At 61.9% G+C, this 22,736-nt stretch carries 25 protein-coding genes and 1 rRNA gene; 10 read left to right on the plus strand and 16 right to left on the minus strand.

All coding sequences use genetic code 11. The features are described from left to right. Positions 1-3: 3 nt before the first annotated feature. The 4 genes from ABJ196_RS09100 to ABJ196_RS09115 all read right to left on the minus strand — a co-directional run bounded on the left by ABJ196_RS09100 (position 4) and on the right by ABJ196_RS09115 (position 4,072). The gene (locus ABJ196_RS09100; protein ID WP_347306399.1) at positions 4-1,284 is read right to left on the minus strand and encodes an HNH endonuclease signature motif containing protein; all 1,281 of its coding nucleotides are present in this window, start codon (positions 1,282-1,284) and stop codon (positions 4-6) included. Between the two features lie 189 nt (positions 1,285-1,473). Next, positions 1,474-2,397 (minus strand): DUF5926 family protein, encoded by a 924-nt coding sequence (locus tag ABJ196_RS09105; protein ID WP_347306401.1) that lies wholly within the window; start codon positions 2,395-2,397, stop codon positions 1,474-1,476. Positions 2,398-2,420: 23 nt separating this feature from the next. After that, a complete protein-coding gene (locus ABJ196_RS09110; RefSeq protein WP_347306403.1) occupies positions 2,421-3,125 on the minus strand; it encodes a glycerophosphodiester phosphodiesterase family protein in 705 nt (234 codons plus the stop codon). After that, on the minus strand, positions 3,125-4,072 hold the full coding sequence (locus ABJ196_RS09115) for an L-lactate dehydrogenase (RefSeq protein ID WP_347306405.1): 948 nt from the start codon (positions 4,070-4,072) through the stop codon (positions 3,125-3,127). The genes ABJ196_RS09110 and ABJ196_RS09115 overlap by 1 nt, the downstream gene beginning before the upstream one ends. Before the next feature lie 130 nt (positions 4,073-4,202). On the opposite strand from ABJ196_RS09115, the gene ABJ196_RS09120 reads away from it, so the two are divergent. Then, positions 4,203-5,996 carry an alpha/beta-hydrolase family protein gene (locus ABJ196_RS09120; protein ID WP_347306407.1) on the plus strand — a complete coding sequence of 598 codons (1,794 nt, stop codon included), beginning with the start codon at positions 4,203-4,205 and terminating at the stop codon, positions 5,994-5,996. Here the strand turns inward: ABJ196_RS09120 and msrA are convergent. Then, a complete protein-coding gene (gene msrA, locus ABJ196_RS09125; protein ID WP_347306409.1) occupies positions 5,993-6,643 on the minus strand; it encodes a peptide-methionine (S)-S-oxide reductase MsrA in 651 nt (216 codons plus the stop codon). The two genes, ABJ196_RS09120 and msrA, sit on opposite strands and share 4 nt — an antisense overlap. A gap of 144 nt (positions 6,644-6,787) precedes the next feature. On the opposite strand from msrA, the gene ABJ196_RS09130 reads away from it, so the two are divergent. Beyond that, positions 6,788-7,390, plus strand: coding sequence for a superoxide dismutase (locus tag ABJ196_RS09130; RefSeq protein ID WP_257037013.1), 603 nt, complete (start codon positions 6,788-6,790; stop codon positions 7,388-7,390). Positions 7,391-7,401: 11 nt separating this feature from the next. Here ABJ196_RS09130 and ABJ196_RS09135 read toward each other — a convergent pair whose 3' ends face one another. Then, positions 7,402-8,274, minus strand: a complete 873-nt coding sequence (locus ABJ196_RS09135) for a LysR family transcriptional regulator (RefSeq protein ID WP_347306412.1) — start codon at positions 8,272-8,274, stop codon at positions 7,402-7,404. A gap of 70 nt (positions 8,275-8,344) precedes the next feature. Here ABJ196_RS09135 and ABJ196_RS09140 point away from each other — a divergent pair, with 70 nt between their 5' ends. Both ABJ196_RS09140 and ABJ196_RS09145 read left to right on the plus strand, forming a co-directional pair. Beyond that, positions 8,345-9,490: an MFS transporter gene (locus tag ABJ196_RS09140; protein WP_347306414.1), complete on the plus strand. Its 1,146-nt coding sequence runs from the start codon at positions 8,345-8,347 to the stop codon at positions 9,488-9,490. Between the two features lie 10 nt (positions 9,491-9,500). Next, the gene (locus ABJ196_RS09145; protein ID WP_347306416.1) at positions 9,501-10,778 is read left to right on the plus strand and encodes a copper oxidase; all 1,278 of its coding nucleotides are present in this window, start codon (positions 9,501-9,503) and stop codon (positions 10,776-10,778) included. Here ABJ196_RS09145 and ABJ196_RS09150 read toward each other — a convergent pair. Then, positions 10,773-12,227, minus strand: a complete 1,455-nt coding sequence (locus ABJ196_RS09150; RefSeq protein ID WP_347306418.1) for a TM0106 family RecB-like putative nuclease — start codon at positions 12,225-12,227, stop codon at positions 10,773-10,775. The two genes, ABJ196_RS09145 and ABJ196_RS09150, sit on opposite strands and share 6 nt — an antisense overlap. 76 nt (positions 12,228-12,303) lie before the next feature. Here ABJ196_RS09150 and ABJ196_RS09155 point away from each other — a divergent pair, with 76 nt between their 5' ends. Next, the gene (locus tag ABJ196_RS09155; protein WP_257070394.1) at positions 12,304-12,933 is read left to right on the plus strand and encodes a DUF6474 family protein; all 630 of its coding nucleotides are present in this window, start codon (positions 12,304-12,306) and stop codon (positions 12,931-12,933) included. Between the two features lie 233 nt (positions 12,934-13,166). After that, on the plus strand, positions 13,167-13,481 hold the full coding sequence (locus ABJ196_RS09160) for an Lsr2 family protein (RefSeq protein WP_347306420.1): 315 nt from the start codon (positions 13,167-13,169) through the stop codon (positions 13,479-13,481). Here ABJ196_RS09160 and ABJ196_RS09165 read toward each other — a convergent pair. Together ABJ196_RS09165 and ABJ196_RS09170 are read right to left on the minus strand one after the other, a co-directional pair. Continuing rightward, positions 13,478-14,113, minus strand: coding sequence for a response regulator transcription factor (locus ABJ196_RS09165; RefSeq protein ID WP_066493463.1), 636 nt, complete (start codon positions 14,111-14,113; stop codon positions 13,478-13,480). The two genes, ABJ196_RS09160 and ABJ196_RS09165, sit on opposite strands and share 4 nt — an antisense overlap. A 40-nt stretch (positions 14,114-14,153) precedes the next feature. Further along, positions 14,154-15,305 carry a sensor histidine kinase gene (locus ABJ196_RS09170; RefSeq protein WP_347306423.1) on the minus strand — a complete coding sequence of 384 codons (1,152 nt, stop codon included), beginning with the start codon at positions 15,303-15,305 and terminating at the stop codon, positions 14,154-14,156. On the opposite strand from ABJ196_RS09170, the gene ABJ196_RS09175 reads away from it, so the two are divergent. Then, complete coding sequence (locus ABJ196_RS09175) at positions 15,304-15,855, plus strand: DUF2020 domain-containing protein (RefSeq protein WP_347306425.1); 552 nt, start codon at positions 15,304-15,306, stop codon at positions 15,853-15,855. The genes ABJ196_RS09170 and ABJ196_RS09175 overlap by 2 nt on opposite strands. On the opposite strand, the gene ABJ196_RS09180 is transcribed toward ABJ196_RS09175, so the two are convergent. Together ABJ196_RS09180 and ABJ196_RS09185 are read right to left on the minus strand one after the other, a co-directional pair. Next, positions 15,852-16,004 carry a hypothetical protein gene (locus ABJ196_RS09180; protein WP_347306427.1) on the minus strand — a complete coding sequence of 51 codons (153 nt, stop codon included), beginning with the start codon at positions 16,002-16,004 and terminating at the stop codon, positions 15,852-15,854. The two genes, ABJ196_RS09175 and ABJ196_RS09180, sit on opposite strands and share 4 nt — an antisense overlap. Beyond that, positions 16,005-16,742 (minus strand): class E sortase, encoded by a 738-nt coding sequence (locus ABJ196_RS09185; protein ID WP_347306429.1) that lies wholly within the window; start codon positions 16,740-16,742, stop codon positions 16,005-16,007. A 42-nt stretch (positions 16,743-16,784) separates the two neighbouring features. On the opposite strand from ABJ196_RS09185, the gene yidC reads away from it, so the two are divergent. Then, positions 16,785-17,783 (plus strand): membrane protein insertase YidC, encoded by a 999-nt coding sequence (gene yidC, locus ABJ196_RS09190; protein ID WP_347306431.1) that lies wholly within the window; start codon positions 16,785-16,787, stop codon positions 17,781-17,783. On the opposite strand, the gene ABJ196_RS09195 is transcribed toward yidC, so the two are convergent. The 4 genes from ABJ196_RS09195 to ABJ196_RS09210 form a co-directional block, all read right to left on the minus strand. Then, positions 17,780-18,388 carry a TetR/AcrR family transcriptional regulator gene (locus ABJ196_RS09195; protein ID WP_347306433.1) on the minus strand — a complete coding sequence of 203 codons (609 nt, stop codon included), beginning with the start codon at positions 18,386-18,388 and terminating at the stop codon, positions 17,780-17,782. The two genes, yidC and ABJ196_RS09195, sit on opposite strands and share 4 nt — an antisense overlap. A gap of 111 nt (positions 18,389-18,499) precedes the next feature. Next, positions 18,500-18,754, minus strand: a complete 255-nt coding sequence (locus tag ABJ196_RS09200) for a GlsB/YeaQ/YmgE family stress response membrane protein (protein WP_347306435.1) — start codon at positions 18,752-18,754, stop codon at positions 18,500-18,502. Positions 18,755-18,927: 173 nt separating this feature from the next. Continuing rightward, on the minus strand, positions 18,928-19,824 hold the full coding sequence (locus ABJ196_RS09205) for a universal stress protein (RefSeq protein WP_347306437.1): 897 nt from the start codon (positions 19,822-19,824) through the stop codon (positions 18,928-18,930). Between the two features lie 69 nt (positions 19,825-19,893). Continuing rightward, positions 19,894-20,037 (minus strand): hypothetical protein, encoded by a 144-nt coding sequence (locus ABJ196_RS09210; RefSeq protein ID WP_257037029.1) that lies wholly within the window; start codon positions 20,035-20,037, stop codon positions 19,894-19,896. Here ABJ196_RS09210 and ABJ196_RS09215 point away from each other — a divergent pair. Both ABJ196_RS09215 and ABJ196_RS09220 read left to right on the plus strand, forming a co-directional pair. Further along, on the plus strand, positions 19,973-21,016 hold the full coding sequence (locus ABJ196_RS09215) for a pseudouridine synthase (RefSeq protein ID WP_347306439.1): 1,044 nt from the start codon (positions 19,973-19,975) through the stop codon (positions 21,014-21,016). The two genes, ABJ196_RS09210 and ABJ196_RS09215, sit on opposite strands and share 65 nt — an antisense overlap. Before the next feature lie 384 nt (positions 21,017-21,400). Then, entirely contained in the window at positions 21,401-21,595 is a 195-nt protein-coding gene (locus ABJ196_RS09220; RefSeq protein WP_347306441.1) for a hypothetical protein, read from the plus strand. Between the two features lie 843 nt (positions 21,596-22,438). Here ABJ196_RS09220 and rrf read toward each other — a convergent pair. Beyond that, positions 22,439-22,556 (minus strand): 5S ribosomal RNA (gene rrf, locus ABJ196_RS09225). Between the last annotated feature and the right edge of the window lie 180 nt (positions 22,557-22,736).

Genomic DNA, 22,736 nt, shown 5'->3' on the forward strand with positions numbered 1-22,736 from the left:
CTTTTAGAACGGGGGCGGGGTGTCCTCCTGTTCTTCCTGGTTGGGGTCGTCCTGTGCTGCGGCTGCGGCTTCGTCGTCGAGTTCCTGCTTGAGCAGCTGGGCGTTGCGGTGGGCATTGGCCTTGCGCTGGGATTCTGCCTGGGCGAAGGTCTGCACCCAGTTCTTAGTCTTGCCCGCCATCGGCCCGTTAGGCTCCGTGGTCACCCACGTGCCGTCTTCAAAGAGCCAGTAGACAACCCTGGTGACCGGATCCATAATGTAGAACACCCGTCCATCAGTCTTCATATTGTGATGGAACTGGCACAGGCACAAAAGATTATCCGGATGAGTTTCCCCACCCTCGGCCCAGTTAATCCGATGATCAAACTGCGTAGCCCGCCCATCCACGTCACACCCGAAGGCGCGACACGTGCCATCCATGCCCACCAGCCAAGCGGCCATATACTCCGGCACCCGATACGAGCGCACACCGTCAGGCTTTTCGGAAACATCGCGAACCTTATCGGGTTTCATATCTTCCCCGGTCCACCCGAAGCCCTGAATCAACGTCGGGGCATCCGGAATATCCGTGGCCTTATAGGTATGCAGCACTACTTGCTTGGCAGACTGCCCGGCACCGGTGAGCAACGCGATCGCCGCCTCAGCCTTCGTGACCTTGTGCTCGGCGGCATAGGCAGCAATATGCTCACTGATCTCCGCAGCGGTAGAGGTCGCCACATCCAGGCCGATGGCGCAGCGTTCATCGTTATACGGAGTAAACGACACCGAGTCATGCACACGAGGGTCTTCGACGGCAATCGTGTCGTCTTCCGCAGCCACCAGGCGCTTGAGTAATTCGCGCAGGCTGCGGTGTGACATCATCACCTGGTTGGGAGTGCACGGGGAGAGGTACTTGGTTAAGGCTGCATCGAGGCGGGCGTTGACCTCCGGGTCAATAGGGCCCAGCTTGGCAAGATAGCGTTCAATCATCGCCAGGCGGTCGAAATCCAAATGGCGCAGACGTGCCTGCAACGCCGCCAACAAAGGCAGCGACAGCAGGCGGTTGAGCGCAAAGAAGCGGGAGCGCACGGTCTTGCGTTCCAGGCCGGTAGCAGTGGCCATCGTGGCAACCGCGACATCGAAATCATCATCAGGAGCAGGCAGGAACTCGGCCCAGAAATCCAGTTCCGCATGACGGATACGCGACTGGGCCACCGCCTTCGGGCAAGCGGGGTTGGTATGGGCAAAGAACGCGGCAGGAGTATCAGGAGGAGGGGGATCGACAAGTACAACGGGTTCAGTCATCACAAGGTCCTAAGAAGAGAAGAAAAGCCAACAGAAACAATAGAACGAGTGTTTGATCGAAAGCATATATGAAACCCCCAACACCTACCAGGGTCATAACAGAGACGTGAGCGAACGACTATCAAGTCTGCAAGAAAAGCAAAGGCCAGAGCCCCACTGAGGGGGCTCTGGCCTGAGCAAAAGGAACGTCTAACGCAAGGTAACCTGGCGGGACTTAATGTTCTGGAGCTGCTTACGCTCGTCTGCGGTGAGCTCGGCGTCGTTGTCAAGCTCGGCGGTAATCGCGGCATCGACAGCCTTGAGCTTCTCCTCGTAGGAGTCGTAGGCGACCTCGGGATCGAGATCGAACACGGGGGCGATGAGACCATGGGTGCGGAAGACGCCAGCGAACTTGGTCCCCTCGCCGAGGTTGAGGTCACCGCGGGCAGCAATGCGTGCCAGGCCATTGAGCAGGGCGGCCTCGTCATCACTCGGGCGGACCCAGCGGATGTGTGCCTTGCCGCCGCCGGCGTTGGCCCAGAAAGCAGTGCCGACGATGCCCTCGCCGACCGGGTGGGACTCAATGACAGAGTCGTTGGCCATCTGCATGGACTGCGCGATCTGCGGGGTGACTTGGGCACCCTCCGGCAGCCACCACGCGAAGTCCTGGTAGACCTCGACGTCGAGGATGGCGTCGTTGTCCAGCAGCTCAGTGATCTTCGGTTCGGTGCCATCTGCAATGGTGGACTCGAGGGTCTCGCCCTCGCCGTGGTTCTTCACCCAGTTGAGCGCGTACGCAAGGTCGCGGCCCGGGTTGTGGGAGTGGGTCTTCACCTGCAGGCCCACGAAGGCCTGGCCGCCGGACTGCTCGTCGCGGATAAGGGCTGCCGAGGCCCCCGGCAGCACCGTCGCCACGTAGACGTCACGGTCGACATCCTTCAAGGTCAGCTTGGCAATAGCGGAAGGAACGAATTCCTGGAGCGCGACCAGCTGGGACTCGGCAGCAAGGCCAGCGTAGGGGCGGGGGTCCTTCTCTAGGGCCGCGCGCTCAGCGGCACGGGCAGCAAGCTTAGCCTGACGGCGGGACATGCCCTCAGGCAGCTGTTCTTTGTTCTTCTTGTTCTTCTTGGCCATAGCGCACAAGTCTACCGGGCGTATTAATACTGCAGGGTGTGCAGGGCCACTTCTGGCTGATTTGTGGCCAGAATATCTACTCCATTCGCCCACGCCCACCGCATATCATCCGGACGGTCGACCGTCCACAGGTACGTGGGCAGGCCGTAGGCGCCGATGGCGCTCGGCTGCATTTTCGCGCGCAGGAGTGACATGCCCAGGCCGGTGGGCTTGGACAGGAGGACGTCCGGGCGGTTGAGGTGGCGCTCCCAATCGCGGCGCAGATAGAACCGGTCCATATAGGGATTAAGGTGCGCCATCGTGCGAATGGCACGGTGAGAGAAGGAAATGAGGTGGATGCGGGGGTCATCGGAAAGCCCTGCTTGGCGAAGACGCGCCACAGTCTCCTCCTCGACCCGATCGCCAAAGGGGCTCGGGTGCTTGGTCTCGACGTAGAGGTGATGGCCTGTGGGTGCGACCATCTCGAGCAATTCGTCGAACAACAGCGGGTGCTCGCCGCCGCCAATGTCAGCCTTGCGAACGTCCGCCCAGTCCATCTTCTCAATCCTGCCCGTCCGGTCCGAGGTGCGATCGAGCGTCGAGTCATGGTTGACGACCAGGTATCCGTCACGCGTGAGATGCACGTCGCATTCGACGCCATGGATGGGCAGCTCAAGCGCCTGAGCAAAAGCGGAAGGGGATAGCTCCGGATATTTTCCGGAGTATCCCCTATGGGCAACGATGTGCACTAGCCGAAGATTTTCTTCTTAATGTCATTCAGCGTATTGAAGGACTTGTTGAAGCGCTCCTGCTCGTGCTCGTCGAGCTGCAGCTCGATGGCACGGTTGACACCGGAGCGGTCCACGATGGCCGGGGTACCCATGTACACGTCCTCGGCGCCGTACTCACCCTGCAGGTAAGTCGAGACCGGGAGGGCCACGCCCTGGTTCTGGATGACAGCGCGGGTGATGCGGGCCAGGGCCATGCCGATGCCGTAGGACGTGGAGCCCTTGGCGTCGATGATGTGGTAGGCCGCGTCACGGGTCTGCTCGAAAATCTTCTCGATGCGCTGGTTATAGTCCGGGTCCGACTCGGAGCGGCGGGACATGTGAACGCCAGCGATGTTGGCGGAGGAGACGACCGGCAGCTCGGAGTCGCCGTGCTCGCCGATGATGTACGCATGGACGGAGGTCGGAGCGACATCTTCCATCTCGGAGAGCATGTAGCGGTAGCGTGCGGAGTCGAGAACCGTACCCGAGCCGATGACGCGCTCGTGCGGCAGGCCGGAGGCCTTCCAGACCGCGTAGGTGAGCAGGTCGACCGGGTTGGAGGCCACGAGGAAGATGCCGTCGAAGCCGTTCTTCATGACGTCGCCCACGATGGAGTTCATGATGTTGACGTTCTTGTCCACGAGCTGCAGGCGGGTCTCGCCCGGCTTCTGAGCAGCGCCGGCGCAGATGACGACCATGGAGGCGTCCTTGCAGTCCTCGTAGGTGCCGACCGTGACGCGGGTACGGGACGGGGCCCAGACCACGCCGTGGTTGAGGTCCATCACGTTGCCTTCGAGCTTCTTCTCATCGATGTCAATGATGGCCAGGTGGTCGACAGTGCCCTGGTTCACCAATGCATACGCGTAGGCGATTCCGACATCGCCTGCACCAATCAATACAACCTTGTTTCCCACAAAATTCGTCATGACCCCGATTGTGCCTGAAAATGTTTAACTTGTCGCGTTGTGCGCCCGATCTCACATAGTCGGATGTCCGATCTCACATCACACATGCCCGTTCGGGCAGAGCCTGCGCGGTGCCGAATTCCCTGGTTCAATGGTTTCCATGCCTCGCTTTGCACTGCGCGTTCTCGCAAAAGGCCTGTCTGCCGCCATTTTTGGCCTCGAAGTGTTGAGCGATCTTACCCCTGGTGTGCGCATGACCGGGAGGAGACGTTTGCCACAGAACATGGCGGCGGGCACCGCGGGCGCCGAGGTCGCCACATGGGCCGCCGTGTCGCCGTCGCTTCTCCCCCGTCCCTGGTGGGTGACCGCCGCCAACGTGGCGCTAGGCCAAGGCATGGGACACGTGAGCGCCGCCGCGCTCGCATTCGGACTCAAACGGACATTCCGCGTCTACGACGTACGCCCACAAGACCGCATTCCGTATCGCACCCTCCACGCGGTGCTCGGGGCGGGAACGGTCCTCGTCGGCATCCGTTCTATCCGCAACCAGGAAGCGCAAGCCCAGCTCGTGGGCAAAGAAAACGAGCGCGGCCCGCGCCAGGCTGCCGCCGGCGTGGCCCTCGGCACGCTCGGTTACGGCGTCCTCCTCATCCTCGGCGAGGCTGCACAAGCAGCGACAACAGAGCTCAGCCACCGTGCACAAAGGTTTCTCCCGCACTGGGTCGCCTGGCCCCTCGCCGCGGGCGTGCTCGGCGCTAGCGTCATCGCCTTAAGCGACCGCGTCGTGTGGCGTCGCTTCATCCGGACCGCCTCCGTGCGCGCTGAGCGTCTCAACCGGCTCATCTTCCCCGACTCGATGATGCCCTGGGAGCCTGAGCGCTCCGGCAGCCCCTGGTCACACGAGCCCTGGACCGCCATCGGCGCGCAAGGCCGTCGCTTCGTCACCCGCGGCCCACGCGCCCGCGACATCCAAGACATCATGGGCTACGACCACGCGCACGAGCCCATCCGCATCTTCGCCGGGCTCGTCCCCGGCCGCGACTTTCTGGGCTCCGCCCGGCAGGTCATCGCGGAAATGGAGCGCACCGGCGCGTTCCGCCGTGACACCATCGTCGTGCAGATGCCGGCTGGCTCTGGCTGGGTCAACAATTACTCCACGAGCGCGTATGAATTTTTGACCCGCGGCGACTGCGCGACAGTCACGTTCCAATACTCGTATCTACCCTCCGTCTTCGCTTTCCTCGTCGATCGAGACGCGCCTGTCGCCGCCGCCCGCGTCCTCCTCGACATGGTGCATGCTCGCATGGCATCTCTACCGGAGGACGATCGCCCACGTCTCTACCTCGCGGGTGAGTCGCTCGGTGCCTTCGCCCTAGTCGAGAACTTCGAGGAACTGGAGGATTTGCTCACCGCATGCGATGGCGCAATGTTCACGGGCCCACCGCGGATGACGGGATTCTTCCGCAAGCTCGCCGCATCCCGTGACCGCGGCTCGCTGGAGCGGCTGCCGCTCATCGACGGCGGGCACCATGTCCGCTACGTATCCAATCCCGCGCATCTTGCTGCCGATGCCTTCGGGGCGCCGTATCCCCGCGCCTGGCAGCGCCCCCGGGTCGTGGTCGCGCAGCATGCTTCCGATGCCATCGTGTGGTGGGACCAGCAGCTCGCGTGGCGTCGGCCGGACTGGCTGCGTGAACAAGTCCCGCCCACGCTCCACGCGGATGCCTTCCGGCGGCTGCACTGGGCACCGTTTATCACCTGGTGGCAGATTGCGCTCGACCAGGTGAACTCACTCAACGTGCCCGGCGGCCACGGCCACAACTACTTTGAAGAAACCTTCTGGTACTGGGACGCCGTCCTAGGCTCGCAGGCCCGCGTCCCGCTCGACGCAGCGAAAGCCGACCGGATGCGGAAGTTCATTGTGAAAACGCAGCCCCGCGGCTAGCCACACTTCACGCCAGTGCTGTGATGCGGACAGTAACCGTTCGGATTCTTGGCGAGGTACTGCTGGTGGTCATCCTCGGCCAGGTAGTACGCGCCCGAGTCGGTCTCGGAGAGCAGACGGACCTCGGTAGTAATCGGACCGAAGCCAGCCTCGGCGAGCTTGGGCTCATACGCGTCGACGATCTCCTGGATTTCCTGACGTTCCTCTTCGGTTTCCGGATAGAACGCAGAACGGTACTGCGTGCCCACGTCGTTACCCTGGCGGAAGCCCTGCGTCGGGTCGTGCGCCTCGAGCGCGGTAACGACGAGGTCCTTGAGCGAGACCTTGTCCGGGTCATAGACCACCTGGACGGTCTCTGCGTGGTTGGTCATCCCCTGGCAGACCTCGAAGTACGTGGGGTTGGGCGTCGTGCCACCGGCGTAGCCGACCGAGGTGGACTCAACGCCGGGGAGCTCCCAGAACATCTTCTCCGCGCCCCAGAAACAACCCAACGCCACAAGGAGGGAACGTTGACCGTCTTTCCACGGGCCCGTAATCGGTGTGCCGAGCACGGTGTGTGGCTGCGGATCCGCGAGCACCGCGGTATCTCGACCCGGCGTGGCGTCGGTTTTCGCGACAATCTTCGGTTCAGGCTTGAACAAAAACATGGCAGCTCCTTTTCTTTCGTCCTACAAGTCAGCGCGTGGAGCTGGGCGTATTATTCCCGCCTCCCCAGATTTGCTAATTAATGGTGGCAAATTTTTTGCAGTGGGCCTATCATCGTGCACTGTACCCAAAGAAAGGAAACAACAATGGCTGTTTACGAACTTCCGGAACTCGACTACGCGTACGACGCTCTCGAGCCGCACATCTCCGCAGAGATCATGGAGCTGCACCACACCAAGCACCACGCTAACTACGTGGCTGGCGCTAACGCTGCAACCGAGGCTATCAAGGCCGAGGCTGAGGGCGAGGGCAACGGTGACCGCCTGCGCGCTCTCTACAAGAACCTTGCTTTCAACCTGGGTGGCCACACCAACCACTCCATCTTCTGGAAGAACCTCTCCCCGAACGGTGGCGGCGAGCCGACCGGCGAGCTGGCTGAGGCCATCAACGAGGCATTTGGTTCCTTCGAGGGCTTTAAGAAGGCCTTCTCCGGCGCTGCGCTGAGCCTGCAGGGCTCCGGCTGGGCCGTCCTGGGTTACGACCACATCGCTGGTCGCCTCGCTATCCAGCAGCTCACTGACCAGGCTGGTAACACCTCCATCAACCTGACCCCGCTGCTTATGCTCGACATGTGGGAGCACGCCTTCTACCTGCAGTACAAGAACGTTAAGGCTGATTACGTCAAGGCTGTCTGGAACGTCTTCAACTGGGACGACGTTGCAGAGCGTTACGCTGCTGCTAAGAAGTAGTTTTTTAAAGCCTAGAGCCCGCCTTGCGCGGGCTTTTCGCGTTTTTCAATGAAGCTCCGGAATTGATCCGCCGCCGGCGAACCGGGCCGCCATGTCAAGCCCAGCTCGCGGTACGCGGGCGGATCGAGCGGGACCACGGAGCCCACCCGCAAGTACGGGTCATCCACCGGAATAAGCGCGACGCCTAGTCCCGCCGCGACGAGGCCCGCCACGGTCGTAAGCTCCATCGACTCGAAGACGAGATGAGGCGTGAAACCAGCGCCGGCAGCCAGGCCGTCCAGAAGCATGCGCGTACCGTAGCCGGGCAGCATGCCGATGAAAGGCTCCTCCGCGAAGTCGGCGAGGCGGACAGAGGTTGCATCCGACTTCGGATGACCCGGAGGTAGGGCAAGGCCGAGGCGCTGCATCTCAAGCCGGTGCCAGGGCAAGCCCTCCGGCTTCGGGCCCACGAGAGCGATGTCGGATTCGCCTCGCTGCACGCGATCCACGAGCTCGCGGGCAGCGCCCTGATGGAGCACAAAGTCGACATTGGGGTGGGCCGCACGATATTTTCCCAGCAGGTCCGGCACCAGCCACGTACCGAGCGAATGCATGAAGTCGAGCCGGACGGTGCCGCGCTCCGGGTCCATGAGGCGAGCGACCTCGGCGCGGGCCGCGGCGACATCGGCAAGCATGCGCTTCGCACGCGGGATGAAGGACTTCCCACGGTCGTTGAGGTGAAGGGCTCTTCCGGCGCGATCGAAGAGCGTGGCGCCGAGCTCGCGCTCGATTCTTTGGACGCGGCGCGTGAGCGCTGACTGGGAAATGCCGAGGGCATCCGCGGCGGCGCCCACGTGACCATGCTCCGCGACGGCGACGATTCCACGCAGATCCTCGAAATTCATGCACACCTCGCATTGAAAACTAGAGTTTCAAACATTTTACACATGAACGCTGGTGAGGCAGGCTAGAAGAATGACTCGTTCCCGCCGCGCGACGCTCGCCATGCTGCTCATCGGCCTGGCTATTTTTTCTGGACTCTATTCCACGCAGGCCATCCTGCCGGTCCTCGTCGAGGAGACGGACATGAGCTCGGGTGCGGCGGCGCTTACCGTGTCCGCCGCAACGGGTGGGCTGGCACTTTTTGTCATTCCCGCGTCCATCCTCTCGGAAAGATTCGGCCGCGGTCGCGTGCTTCTCGCCTCCGTCATTGGTGCCGCGCTCATCGGCATGCTCGTTCCCTTCGCGACGACGGGATGGGCAGTGATTGCCCTCCGCGGCCTCCAAGGCGCAGTGATGTCCGGCGCGCCCGCCACCGCCATGGCGTGGCTGGCAGAAGAACTCGAACCGAGGGCCCTCGCACGCGCGATGGGCATCTACATTGCGGGCAACTCCATCGGTGGGCTCATCGGTCGCCTCGTACCCACGTTCGCCACCGAGGTCTTCACCTGGCGCGGCGCGCTGTGGACGGGCGCAGCAGTGACGTTGGTCTTTGCGCTCGTCGCGGCGTTCTTACTCCCTCCACAGCAACGATTTACCCCAAAAGAAATTCACCTGCGTTCGGAGCTCTCCGCCATCTTCCAGCACTGGCGTGATGGGCATTTGGCGGCGCTCTACGCCGTCGCCTTTCTCGTTATGGGCACCTTCGTGTCTCTGTACAACTTCATCGGCTTCCGCCTCATCGAGCACTTTGGGATTCCGCCCGTCATCGCAGGCTTCGTCTTCCTGCTTTACCTCTCCGGCACGTGGTCATCCGCGCGCGCAGGTGGGTTCATCAACCGTTTCGGACGGAGGGCGACGCTCACCGGATCTTCCGCGCTCATGGTCGTGGGTTCCCTGCTCGCCGCGGGGCCATTGCCGGTGCTCTTCGTCGGTCTGTTGTTGTTTACCGCCGGTTTCTTCGCGGCGCATTCCACAGCCTCCGGCTGGGTGGGAGCCCGTGCCACACACGACCGCGCCGAGGCCTCGAGCATGTACGTCTTTTGTTATTACTTGGGCTCCTCGATTCTCGGCGCGGCGACAGGGTGGGCGTTTTCCGTTATCCCCTGGGGCGCCTACGCGGTGGTGTTGGCGGTACTCTCGCTCCTTCCCACTTTGATCGCAGCAAATTTATCCGACTAAAGTCGTAAGAATGAACAACCAAAAGACGGTCGAGGAAAAATTTTCCCCGCGCGTGTGGCACCGCCGCGCCGCGCGGCCAGTGTCTGTGTGGATGATGATCTTCATCCTCATTGGTCTGACTCACTTCGCCATCCCCAACTACGGATGGCTCCTCGTCCACGTCTTTACCCTGGGCATTCTCACCAACTCCATCCTCGTGTGGTCCCAGCACCTCACCGAGAAATTCGTGCAGCACAAGCTTGCCGATTCCGCCCGTCCCCGCCAGCTGTATCGGATCTACGGGCTCAATATCGGCGCCCTCATCGTCATGGTGGGCCAGGTCTTTAAGATTCCCTACGCGACGATTACTGGCGCTGCCATCATCGCCGTGCTCATGGCCTGGCACGGCGTAGAAATCATAGGCCAGTGGAAGGGGGCGTCCGGGAAACGCTTTCGGCCCATCGTCGGCGCGTATGCGGCATCCGCATTCTGCTTGCCCGTCGGCGCGTTCTTTGGCGGCTGGCTTGCGCTCGATCCGGGCAATCCGCGGCTGCTTATTGCGCATATCGCGGCGAATATCGGCGGCTTCGTCGGGCTCGCGGCCGCAGCAAGCCTCACCATCCTGCTGCCCACCGTGTGGCGTTCTCAAGGCATTTCCACGTACATGACGCCCACGCTGTGGATTCTGGGCGCGGGCGTCCTCGTGACTATTGTGGGCGCGCTCGTTGGTTTTCCTGAATGTGGGTTCGTTGTGTATGTGATCGGCTGGGTTCTGGCGTGGCAGCAGTGGCTGGGCAACGTCAACCTCAAGCAGTTCACGTACGCGTCGGCGTCTTCCATTGCCGCCGTCACCTGGCTCGTGCTCACGCTCGCCTACTTCGCGGTGGAGCTCACGCTGCAAGTGCAGCCGAAGATTCCGACGATCCCCTTGCTCGTCGGTTTTGCGGCGCAGCTACTCATCGGCATGATGAGCTACCTTCTGCCGTCCACGATGGGCGGCGGGCCCGGCGCGACCCGGGCGGGCCTCATCCAGATGTACAAGTTCGGGTTACTCCGTTGGACGTTCATCAACGGTGGCCTGCTCCTGTGGATTTCGGGCACGAATTCCTACCAGAACGTCGTCATGTCGCTGTTGTGTTTGGGCTCGCTGGCGGTCTTCCCCATTTTCATGATCCGCGCGGTCAAGGCGCAGAAGGCGGTGCTGAAGAAGGAGAAAGAGGCACCCGCAGCCGAGCCCGAGCCGCGCTTTATGGAAATCGGGATCGGCGTCGCCATCCTCGCGCTCGTCTGGGTCCTGTTCCAGCTATAAATCGTCGATGCCCGGCGCCCCAGCACTCATCCACTCACGAATACGGTACGTCGCCTGAACGTCGCCGCAGTTGTACTCCAGAAGGCGCTCACGGGCGCTCTCGTCGCCTGCAACGGCGGCACGGCGCGCGTTGACAGACTCTTCGCCATCAAAGTCGTCTTCTGCCCACGCATGGCCGGCAACGGGGGCGACGGTTTTTAAGCTAAGGCCATGCGGGCCAGCGAAGCTGCGTTTCACATCGAGGAAAAGGTCGACCCAGTCCTCGGAAGCAATGAACTCTTCGATCTCATTCTGTGCGATTCCGAAGCGCTCTGCCGATGACCGCAGCCAATGGTTTTCCCCATGCGCCGAGTAGCAGTAGGCGGCGAAGGTCTCGCCGCGCGCATGCGTGGCGCTGCGCAGTTCGGTCAGCCAGGTCCAGAACTCGTGGAAATTCTCGCCTTCTGCGGCGCCTCCCAGCGGCTGCCACGTGACGAACGGGTGGTACGCGCCGTCGTGCCACACACCCCAGAGGTACGCGCCCTGGTCAAGGTAGGCCTCCATGTCGATATCGACCTCCACGTCGGCCCGGCGCGGCGGGGCAAACGTAGGGCGCTTGAGAAGCGGGATCCCACGTTCCCACGCCTCCGCGAGACGACTGGGCTCGCCGAGGTTCGCCTCGATGAGGCCGTGCACCGTGTGGATTCCACGCTCCCTGTACGTGCGACCGCGATCCCCAGGCAGGAAGAGCGAAATATCGTCCATGCACTCGAGCTCCGGGCGGCAGAACTCCCAGAACCGGCAGCTGGCGCACTCTTTGACACGGCGCGGGGACTCCGGCAGGTCCTCCAGCGTCGCGAGAGCACGCTCGGTCGCCTCAAAGTAATCGCCGGTCTCGACGACGAACGCGGTCTCCCGGTCCTGGCCAATGACGACGCCGCGGCCGGAGTCGAGCCCGGATTCCTGTAAGCTCCACGCGCCCAGCGCCAGCCGGTAACCGTCCGCCGAGTGATGGCGCAGCTTATAGGGCAGGTCGAGCGGCGCCGAAAGTCCCAGCCTGTGCGTCGGCACGCCCGGGAGCGTCGCGCGCGGATTCTTCTTCGCCACGCGGTGGTTACTCACGATGATGGGTAGGTAGGCCTCACCTTCGCGGATCACGCCGTCGAGTTCGACGTACCAGCCGCCATAGCGAAAGCGGGCATTCGTAATGAGATGGGCTCCTGCGGCCATCGCCTCGAGGGTCGCCATCTCACGTGCGAAGTCATCGCCTTCAAGGTCGACCCGCCGGAAGTTTTTGGAGCTCGGCGGAAGGAGGGAATGGACCGCAGCACGGGCGGCATCGGCACGCTCTGCGCGGGCGAGACTTGCATGGGTGGAGGGAACATTGGGGTAGAGCTCCCGCTGAACGAGCCGGTAGCGGCAACCCACGAGATCGCTGGCCTCTACGGGACCGACGCTGTAGTTCCTCACGCCTTCCAAGCCTAACGGGTAAAGTTGGGAGACGATAAACGCACAAACATCAACGAAGCACAAGGAACTGATTCCCATGGCCAGCATCATGAAGACCCTCCGCAAGCGTCGCAACGAGGCGAAGGCCGAGATTAAGGCAGCAAAGACCCGCGCTCTGGCCGAGGTCAAGGACGCCCGCAAGGCACGCGAGCGTCAGCAAAAACTGTTGGCCAAGCAGGAAAAGCACCTCATTAAGGCCGAGGAAAAGGGTCTCAAGCGCAAGCGCAAGCACGAGCAGAAGCGCGCCAAGCAGGAGCTGCAGAAGATTAAGGAAGGTCGCTTCAACGCCAAGACGGTCAACCGCTACGCCGGTGCCCTCCGCGCCGCCGCCCCGCTGCTGCTGCCGCTTATCTACCGTGGCATTATGTCCGGCCGCGAGGCCCTGGAGCAGCGCAAGGCCAAGCAGGCCGGCGTCTCCGTGGACCAGCTCGCGTCCCTGTCGGGCCACGGCGCGCCGCTCAAGGCGCGCATCGCTGGCGTGCGCAACTCGCTGTCGGGCTCGGGCCTTCCGGCGGGCTTCCAGCGCGACGTCCGCGAGCGTCTCGACGAGCTCGACAAGGCGGTCGATAATGCCGAATACATGACGGACCAGCAGCGTCGCCGCGCACATGAGTCCATTTCGGCCGATATTGACGGTGTTACTCAGGAAATCCAGGAACGCCTGTAATTTCCTTCGATTTCGATTAACCCGGAATGCACCTTGATGGTGATTCCGGGTTATTTTATTGATGTAAGGAATCTCTTCTTCAATTACGCAACGTTGTGTTGACGCCCCGATTTTTATGATCGAAATAGTCTCATGTTCTGTCACCATGAGAAAGACGGAGTACTGTTCTGCGGGACAAAGTCACCTGTCATTGCATTGTCGCCCCCACAATAGTATTTAAAGGACTTTTCCCCATGTCACGTCGCGAAGTCACACAATTCTATGACGACCTGGACCACACCCCGCTGTCCGAAAATGAACTGGAAGTCATCCGTTTTTCCGTCGACGGAACGACGTACGTGCTAGATCTTTCCCCTGCCAACGCGGCGAAATTCCGCGCTGCCCTCGAGCCGTTTGTGAGTGCTGCGCGCATCGTCCCCGAGCCCGACGCACGCCGTGTGAACCCCAGCGTCATCCGCGAGTGGGCCCGCAACCAGGGCATCCCGGTCGCCCACCGCGGCAAGATCCCTCACGAGATCATTGAGGCCTACTACGAGGCCAACGCTTAAAGCACGCCTTGCTCGCGCGCCGCGGCCACGGCCGAGGTGCGCGAACGCACGCCCAGCTTGTCATAAATATGCACGAGGTGGGACTTCACCGTCGCCTCAGAGAGCATGAGGTCCTGGCCAATCTGGCGGTTCGACGCACCTGCGGCGACCAGCTGCAGGACCTCGAGCTCGCGCGGCGTCAGCGAGGTGCGCGGAGTGCGCACGCGCGTCATGAGACGGTCAGCGACAACGGGCGAGAGCGCCGAGTCGCCGTCCGCCGCGGAGCGCACCGCCGCGAGGAGCTCTGCCGGCGGCGCATCCTTGAGCAAGTAGCCCACAGCACCCGACTCGATGGCGCCGAGGATATCCGCGTCCGTGTCGTAGTTGGTCACGACGAGGATCTTGGGCGGGTTGTCGCCCTGGCGAATGGCCCGGGTGGCCTCGGCGCCACCCATGACGCGGGTGCCTTCGATGCCCGCGCCGAAGCGCAGGTCCATGAGGATGACGTCGATCCCGCCGCGCGCGGCGGCGTCGATGGCGGCCTCTGCCGTCGCGACCTCACCCACGACCTCGATATCCTCTGCGCCTTCCAGGATGGCGCGGAGACCGAGGCGCACGATTTCATGGTCGTCTGCCAGCAGGACCCTAATCACAACGAGCGCTCCTTATATCAAACTTTTGGACACCGTCATTCTATACTAAGGGCACGCTAACAGATACCGCCGCCCCAGAGCCCGGCGCGGACTCGAGGGTGACGGTCCCGCCCAGCTCTTCTGCCCGGCGATGCATAGCAGACAGACCAATGTGGCCGAGTCCGGCCGGGCGCGCCTCCACGGCCGCAGGGTCGAAGCCCCGACCGTTGTCCACGATGTCCACGCGCACCTCGTTCTCGTCGTACGTGACGGTCACGCGCGCCCTCGTCGCGCCCGAGTGCTTCACCACGTTGCCCACAGCGCCCTGCGCAATGCGCAGGAGCGCCGCCTCAATCTTCATGGGTAGCTGGACCGCGTCACCTTCCACGTCGACGTCGATGTCAATCCCGGCCGTCGCCGCGAAATTCGCCGTCATGCGCTCCAAAGCGCCGGCGAGCGAGGTCTCCGCAAGCGCCGTCGGCTGAAGGGCAGCGATCATTGCACGCGCCTCATGGAGATTGTCAGACGCGGTGGTACGCGCGAGCGCAATCCGCTCGCGCGCCTTGTCCTCGTTGTGCGTGTCGAGGTCACGATCCGCCGCATGGAGGAGCATCTGAATAGAGGAGAGCCCCTGCGCCAGCGTGTCATGAATCTCGTGGGCGATGCGCTGACGCTCGGCAATGACGCCCGCATTGCGCTCGGACTCCGCGAGCTGGGCCTGCGTTTCCTTGAGCTCCCGTGTCATCGCGGCGAGTGCACTAAACGCGAAATAGATGGCCACGACGACCACCGCGGATACCGCCGGGCCCATCGCGCCGCCGAAGGTGATGCCGTTCGGAATCTGCACGCCAATCGACAGCGCCGTCGCAAAACCCACCATGAGAATGCCGCGCCAATCGTCCACAACGAAGAGGTAGAGGAAGAGCAGCGAGAACAGCAGGTACATCGCCGCTGGCGCGATGAGCATTGCCGCGAACCACGTCACGGTGAGCACCACGAGCCACAGCATCTTGGGCCCCAGCGTCCAGCGCTCGAGGAAATTCCACCCGCCGAAGTAGATAATGGCGAAGGTCGACAACAACATGAGCGTGGACACCGCCGAGCTCATAGGCATGGACACCACCGTAAAGATGGCCACGACCAGCAGCGTGGTGGTGAGGATATGCACGCCATTGCGCAGTGCATCAGATTCTGTCGTTAAGCTGGTGTCCATGCGCCATATCCTACTGCCCCTCGTGTGTGCCGCCCTCCTCGCTGGCTGCTCTGCGCAGGACGCTCCCGAACCCGCCGAATCGAGCGCCGTCGCCGCCGACACGATCACGGATAACGCGGCGGTTGACGGTTTTCCCGTGGATTCCCCTGCCATCGTCAACGCGTGGGATCAGGAATGCCCGTACCTCGACACCCAATGGGTCGCGGATACCAACGGCCAGCGCATGACCAAGCAGGGTCTCGATACCCGTTTTGGCACGCCCGCCTGCGTCTTCTGGTCCTACCCCGAAGCACCCCAGGCGACCGTCATGGTGCGCGACCTCGGCACCGTGGAGCGCGCCCGCGCCGCCGTGGATTGGGCCGCCCCCATAGACCAGACGGAGCCTGTGGATGAGGGCGGCTGGCAAGGCGGCCGCGGCGTCCTCAACGAGGAGCTATCCGTCTACGCCGTCCAGAAGGACAACGAGGCCGTCCTCGTGTGGACGAACCAGGCACAGACCGTCAAGGCCGAACTCATCGCCAAGGAAGCAATTACAAACCTCGGTCTCTAAACCTCTATGTCGTTATACGGCATCATCTCCGACACCCACGGAAACACGACGTCCATGAGCAGAAAGAATACGGCGACGAGCAGGACGAGCGAGAAAGTCGCTTTCACCCAGCGCGGCCCCGGCAGCAGGTTCCATATGGCTCTGTACATTTAGCTTTCCTCCAATACGGCTGGGCGCTCGCCCGCGACCTTCGGCTGATGGTCCGTCTCCATTGCGTGGATGATCATGCGCTCTGCGTTCGAGAACTGCGGGTGGCAGGTCGTCAAGGTGATCAAGCTTTCCGATGCCTCCGCACCGTCCGTCCCAGGCACCGGCGCGATGGTTCCCACATCGCCCGGCAGCGTAATGGAGCGGCCCAGCACGTTCGCATACTCGCCCGTGAGCTTGCCCTGTTGTTCGGGCGTGAGGCAGTCCGCGGGCTCACCATCAATCGGCAGCACGCGATAGGTAATCCACTCGGACTGCGTCTCAACCACAATCGCGTCGCATGTCTTCAGGTTGCCCAGGTCATTAAACGGGGCACCCTTGCCCACGCGGTGGCCGGCGACGGCGAAATTTCCGAGTTCCCCAGGCATCTGGCTGTCCGTGTAGCGTCCTGGGCCAGCGAGAAGGTCCTCGTCGCTCGTGCCCTCAACAATCGCAAACTGGTAATCCGAGCCGAACGTAGGGATATACATGCGGGCGAAAGCCTCGCCCAGCTCCGGGTGGAGCTGCCCACGCGGATTGACCCATTCCTCATCGAGTTTCGCAGACGCCTGATCCTGCAGCTTGCCTGATTCAATATTCGTCCAGTAGGACTCATAGAATGCGAAGAGCAAGAAAAGGACGCCAACGGTAAGCAACAGCTCGCCCACAACGTGGGTGACGCTCATGAGCGACTTCTTCATGCTCAACACTTTACTGCCCTTCTGAGAAAGGCCCGATCCCGCGTGATTGATATCTTCGTCTACCCGGTCTCTGCCATCATGAAGCTCTGGCACCTCATTCTCCACAGCTTCCTCGGCGATCAGACCGCATGGCTCGTATCGATTCCGCTTCTCGTGCTCACGGTGCGCTCCCTCATCTGGCCGCTTAACTGGTCCGCCATCCGCTCCGGCCGCCGCTCCGCACTCATGCGCCCTGAGCTCGCCGCGCTCAATGCGGAGCTCGCCCAGGCCACGACGACAGCGGACATCGCGGCACACAAGGCAAAGGTCAAGGAAGTCCACGAGCGCTACCACTACCGCCCCGTGGCCGGCTGCCTCATTCCCTTCATCATGGTGCCCGTCTTCATCGGCCTCTACCAGGTCATCCTGCGCATGGCCCGCCCGTCGTTTACGGGCGCCATCGGGCTCATCTCCGCGGATGAAGTCGAAGATTTCCGCAGCACCACGCTCGCCGGCGTTCCGCTACCCGCCTATGTCTCCATGCCCGAGTCTTGGGCCACGCAGTACGGCGTCACTGGCGGCGAGGTCCGCCACCTCATCATGCCGCTTCTGCTCGCCGCGCTCGCTGCCACATTTATCAACATGTGCATCTCCTGCTACCGCGGTTTCCTCACCACCCAATTCGACAAGACCATGCCGCGCCGCATGCTGTACGTGCTCGCGTTCTTCGCAGTGCTGACCCCCTACTTGCTGTGGAATGCCGCCATTCACGGCCCCGTCCCCGTGGCGGTCATCCTCTACTGGTTCACGTCGAACCTCTATACGCTCACCCAGACCCTCGTCAATGAGACCCTGCTACGCCGCCGCTACCCGCTTTCCGATGCCGCCCATGCCGCCCGCCGCGAGTCCTGGCAGCGCCACAGGGCATCCTGTAAAATCCCCCGCGCCGAGCGCCGCGCGCAGAAGAAGGCCGCCAAGGCCGAGGCCAAGCGCGTCGCAGAGCTGCGCGCGCAGCTCCTACGCGAGGAGCGCGAAGCTAAGAAGTCCGGTGAAGAGAGCTAAATCGTGTAATCCGCCGGCGGCTCAGCAAGCATCTGCTGCGCCATCTCGCGCGCAGTCCGCAGCGGTGCCACGTCGCGACGCAGGCGCGCCCCAGCGAGACCGCCGTCGAGCAGGATAAGAATCTGGTTCGCTTGCTCGCCCGAGGGGTAGCCGTTGCGCGCGCTGAGCAGGTCCGTGAGCACCGTGTGCATCCAATCGCGGTGCGTGAGACACGCCTCGACGATGCCGCGCTCCAGATCCGTTTCCGGGCGCGGGTACTCGCCCGCCGCATTGAGGAAGTGTGAGCCACGGAATTCCTTGCCCGGCTGCTCCTCGATCTCGATGTCGAAGAAAGCGAGCACTTTCTCCTCCGTCGTCGCATCCTGGGTGCGCTCAGTCCATACGGTGCGGGCCTGCTCGTCAAGCGCCTCGATATACGCGATGACGAGCGCGTCCTTGCTGCCAAAGAGCGAGTAGAGCGACGCCTTCGCCACGTCCGCCTCGCGCAGAATGCGGTCGATGCCGATGACACGGATGCCCTCCGTATTAAAGAGGTTCGTCGCCGACTCAAGCAGGCGGCTGCGCGGACTTGGCCGGTTGCGTCGGGACTTCTTCGGGGTCGTCACAGTGCTCCTTCACAGGGTATCGGGTAGGTGGCTCCAGCCAGGGGGTGAAAAACTGGAAAACCGGTTCATCTACACACTGTAGACAAACCGGTATGTCCGGCGCGAATTATATTACTTCTTCGCAGAGCGACCGCGGATAAGACCCACGATCCACAGGAAGACAACCGCACCCACAACCGCGGTAACGATCGAGAGAATCCAACCGTTCGAGCCACCGATATTCAGCAGCTTGAGGATGCCGCCACCCACGAAAGCACCCACCAAACCAATAATCAGGTTCATAATGAGGCTGTCGTCGCGGCCCATGATCTTCTCTGCAATCCAACCAGCGATAATACCGACGATAATCCAACCAATGATGCCCATGAGAGCGCTCCTTTTTCTAAGTAACTTTGTGGTCCATCTCCCATGGTGCACCGGTTGCTCGAGAAAATCGAGGAAAAGCGAGAAAACGTCCAATATCGTTATTGGACGCTCACTCATTCGTTAGCTAATCGAAACACTCTATGGATTTTCCGAGAAACTAACGCACACGGTTATCACTCAGAATCCGGGCGGACAACCATCATCGGGCACGGCGCGTTCTGCAGCAGCGCGCGCGAGGTGGAACCCAGCAGCATGCCCTTGAAGCCGCCGCGACCATGAGAGCCGACAACGAGCAACTGGGCACCCGCGGCGGCATCGGCAAGCGCGCGCACCGGACGGTCACGAGCGATAACCTTCTTCACCGGGACATCCGGGTACTCGGCCTGGAAATCGGCCAGGCGCTCCGTGAGCAGCGCACCCTGTTCCTTCTCAACCTCGGCCCACTCGGTCTGCGCGGCAGACAAGCCGGCGAGCGACGCCTGCACCTGCATATCCATCCAAGTGTGGACGGCGATGAGCTCAGCACCGCGGGCCGCAGCCTCAGCGAACGCGTAGTGCGTAGCCTTCTGGGAGACCTCGGAGCCATCGACGCCGACCACAACGGGTCCGTACTTCGTGGACTCGGTGACATGGTTGTCCTCGCGAACGACGACTACCGGGCAGGACGCGTGGGAGACAACCGACGCGGAGACCGAACCCATAACCATGCCGGACAGGCCGCCCATGCCGCGGGAACCCATGACAACCATGGTGACGTCATGCGACATCTCGAGCAGCATGTCGATCGGCGAACCCTCAGCGATGGTGTGGCCAATCTTGATGTCCGGCGCGACCTCGTGAGCCACGGCGCGTGCAGCCTCGATCTTCTCCAGCGTCTCCGCCTGCAGATCATCAAAGAGTTCCTTGGGCGGAACCATGCCCTCTGCGTAGAGGAACTGCGGAACCGTGTAGCTCGACGCAATACGCAGCGGGATGCCGCGCTTCATCGCGGTGTTTGCGGCCCACCGCACAGCGTTCTTTGACGCCTCCGAGCCGTCGACTGCAACGACAACAATGTCTTCCTTGGCCATGACATCCATCCTTTCGAAGTGGCTATACCGTTAGTATACCGCCTATAAGACCGGACGCTACCAGCTAGATCACATCTCGGGGGTGGTGTGAGCGGCCTCCGCATTCGCCGGGAAGAGAACGTTATAGAAGAACTCACCGATCTGGGCGATGACAGCACCGATACCATCGGAGAAGAAGGCGACAATCGGTTCAAGAAGGGCGTTAAAATCCATGTCCAATAGATTAATACACATGCGCAAAGGCTTCACCCCGTTGCCCATCCGCGATGGCCTCAACGCCACGCGCGCCCGCGTTCCCGAACCCGGGCTCACCGCCTACTCATTCGTCTGGCACCTCGTTTCCTCCCAGCGCCACCGCCATCCCTCAGACAACGAGGCCGCAGTCCTCGCCCGCTTCGATGCTGGCGAGGTAGTCCTCCGCGACGGCACCGTCCTCTCTCCGGACTCCGTCCTCACTGAGGGATCCGACGTCTACTTCTATCGCACCCCCGCTCCGGAAACACCCGTCCCCTACGACATTCCGATCCTCTACGAGGACGACCACCTCCTCGTAGCCGATAAGCCCCACTTCATGGCCACCATGCCCCGCGCGCGCCACATCACTGAGACCGCCACCGTGCGCCTGCGCCGCTCGACCGGTCTTTCCGAGCTCTCCCCCGCCCACCGCCTCGACAGGCTTACCGCCGGCGTCCTTCTCTTCACCAAGGACCGCACCGTCCGCGGCGCCTACCAAACCCTCTTCGCCAACCGGGAGGTCTCCAAGACGTACGAGGCCGTCGCCGCCTACCAGCCTTCCGATACCCCCATTACCTGGCGCTCGCGCATCCACAAGGTCCCCGGCGAAATCCAAGGCACGCTCGTCGAAGGCGAACCCAACGCCATCACCACGCTCGAGTCCGTCACGCCCCTGTCTATTCCGGAGCAAGCAGCCCTCGAAGCCATCCACGGCCATCAGCCGCCGCTTGCACGCTACGTCCTCAAGCCCACCACCGGGAGGACGCATCAGCTCCGCCTCCACATGTGGGCCGCCGGCCACCCCATCCTCGGCGACCCCGTCTATCCCACTGTGCTCCCCGAGGACGCCGAGGACATGACCATCCCTATGCATCTCATCGCGCGCACGCTCTCCTTCACCGACCCGCTGAGCGGCGAGCGCCGCACATTCACGTCGCAATTAGGCACTACGTTCTAAAATTCACGACCTACACGCCGAAAATCCCTCTCCAGTGCACGCGGAGAGGGATTTTTCATGAACTCCACACGATGAAAAATACTACGAAAACCAATGGTCAAAGAATGGGGTAGCTATAGCAACAGAATTTTCCATTTCAATTTTCACCATGCTCTGATCCTCTCAATAATGGCGAGCCCCCAAGTCAGTAGTCTGCGGATCCCCCAAGTTAAACTCTGTGACTGTTGTGAATATTCGAACATAGGAACAGCCGGGTCCCGCTTCGTTGGAACTCCGTTGCCACCCGACCGTCGCTAGCATCCCCTGTCTGCTATCAAGCCTCCATTGCACGCTGCCATCCACTCCGATACTCTCAAGCCCGTAAACACCACGAGGAGGAACACAATGAAGACCGCAACAATGCTCAAGATTGTCGCCGCCACTGTCCTCCTCCTTGCCGCGACACTGCTCGCCGCTGTTCACCTTTTCAATCGCGCCGAGGTCAACAACCTCGTCTCCCAAGCCGAGGACCGCGGCATCAACTACGAGCTCACCATCCACAATCCAGTGCTGTATACCTACAGCTTCCTCCCCGAGTAGCAGCGCCCGCCCCGCCTCGACCCCGTATTCGTCGACGAGCATCATCACGAATTGGCACGACCCCAACGTGCCATTTCCGAGCTAAATGCGTGCCTGCGTGCCGCGCGCTTCTGCATCCGCACGCGGACAGTCGCGCCGCTCTACTCGGCTCTTCCAGCGGAAGCCGATGGAACGATGGGGTGGCTTCCTTTCGACCGTAGGAATTGGGCTACATTTCGACCGTCGCTAACATACCACCAAGCAAACGACAGGCCCCCTTGAATCGCAGCTTGCCGGGATCGACGGACTACAAGTATGCCAACAGCTCACCTCAAATGCAACCGACTCTAGGCTCGAGTGACGATGGCAGCCAAAGGCCCCAGGACAAAGTCGACTTCGCCCCTCACATCGGCAGCGAGTGGTTGCTCCTCACTGGACTCTTAACGTCACATAGACGAAATGAGGAACCCCTCCGCCCAGTACTCCTAACCGGTGCGTTTTAAAGATCTCCCACGACTTCCGCAATCCTGAGCGAAACGTGTCGGCATGAAGCACTCACATGCTTCCGTGTGCCGATGACGCCGCTGCGTATCGATACCCCTGCACTCGGGGTATAGCGAGGCCGACGCGTTCGAGCACCACAATATGTATGAGCTGTTGAAGAATCGCGGGGCAGTAGATTCGATGCCTCATCATCTACGTTTCAGGCTCCACCTCTCGCCGGCCCCGCCGGCAGGCTCGGCGTGACCGTCGGCGCGTTCTGCGTTCGGTGTGCCAAGACGGCGCAAAGACCGCTTGCCGGGAAGAATCGTGTTCTTCCCCGGCAAGCGGTCTGTGTGTATGTAGTTGTTGTTTGTTGTTTTATGTCGGCGGTAACTTACTCTCCCACACCCTCCCGAGTGCAGTACCATCAGCGCGGGCAGGCTTAGCTTCCGGGTTCGGAATGGGACCGGGCGTTTCCCTGCCGCTATCAACCACCGACAAACCACCGGGGCTTTCCTGGCCTGGTGTTGTGTCAGATACTGCATAGTGGACGCGAGCAGAAGAACTTTCAATCATTCAGTGCATTGTGTTGTTACACATTATGTGTGTTTGTTTTGGCCTATTAGTACCAGTAGCCTCCACATTTTGCAATGCTTCCAGGTCTGGCCTATCAACCCCA

Source organism: Corynebacterium sp. SA-MJD20WY100, from assembly GCF_039822565.1.
Taxonomy (GTDB): Bacteria; Actinomycetota; Actinomycetes; order Mycobacteriales; family Mycobacteriaceae; genus Corynebacterium; species Corynebacterium phoceense_A.